Source organism: Saccharomonospora iraqiensis subsp. paurometabolica YIM 90007 (assembly GCF_000231035.2).
Taxonomy (GTDB): Bacteria; Actinomycetota; Actinomycetes; order Mycobacteriales; family Pseudonocardiaceae; genus Saccharomonospora; species Saccharomonospora paurometabolica.
In genome coordinates, this window is record NZ_KI912185.1 from 97,658 (window position 1) to 98,478 (window position 821).

General features: G+C 76.5%; 1 protein-coding gene. It reads left to right on the plus strand.

What is annotated here, in order from left to right:
* Positions 1–95: 95 nt before the first annotated feature.
* The coding region (locus SACPADRAFT_RS0200555) for a Y-family DNA polymerase (protein ID WP_007027811.1) at positions 96–821 on the plus strand (726 nt) is incomplete at its 3' end.

Below are 821 nucleotides of genomic sequence, written 5' to 3' on the forward strand. Positions count from 1 at the left end.
CCGCCCACGCCCCCGCCCCACCCGGCCGCGCAGCACCCGGACGGGCGCTCCCGCGGGCCCGTGCGTGTCGGTGGGTGCGGCTAGGCTCGGCGGCGATGGGACGCAACACCGCCCTGCCCGAGGGTTTCGAGCGGTTCCGGGTCACCGCGACCCGGTGGCCGGACGACACCGGGTGCGGTGTGCTCCACGTGGACATGGACGCCTTCTTCGCCGCCGTCGAGCTGCGGACGCGGCCCGAACTGGCCGACGAACCGGTCGTGGTCGCCGGGGCGGGGCCGCGGTCGGTGGTGGTCTCGGCGAACTATCCGGCCCGCCGCTACGGGGTCCACTCGGCGATGCCGGTGGCGACGGCGCGGAGGCTCTGCCCGCAGGCGGTGTACCTGCCGCCCACCCGCGGCCTCTACAGCGAGGTCTCCCGGGGGGTGATGGCGCTGTTCGCGGAGGTGACCCCGGCGGTGCAGCCACTCGGCCTGGACGAGGCGTTCCTCGACGTCAGCGGGGCGTTGCGCAGGCTCGGCAGCGGCCCGGCCGGGATCGCGACCCGGCTGCGCGCCCGGGTCGCCGACGAGTTCGGCATCACCTGCTCGGTCGGGGTCGCCGGGGTGAAGTTCGTCGCCAAGCTCGCCTCCGGGATGGCGAAACCGGACGGCACCGTCGTGGTGCCGGTGCCGGAGACCCGGGAGTTCCTGCGCCCCCTCCCGGTGGGGGCACTGTGGGGTGTCGGCCCCCGGACCGAGCGCGCGTTGCGGAGCAACGGCCTGGACACCGTCGCCGACCTCGCCGCGACCCCGGCGGCGCGGTTGCGGCGGCTGCTCGGCACC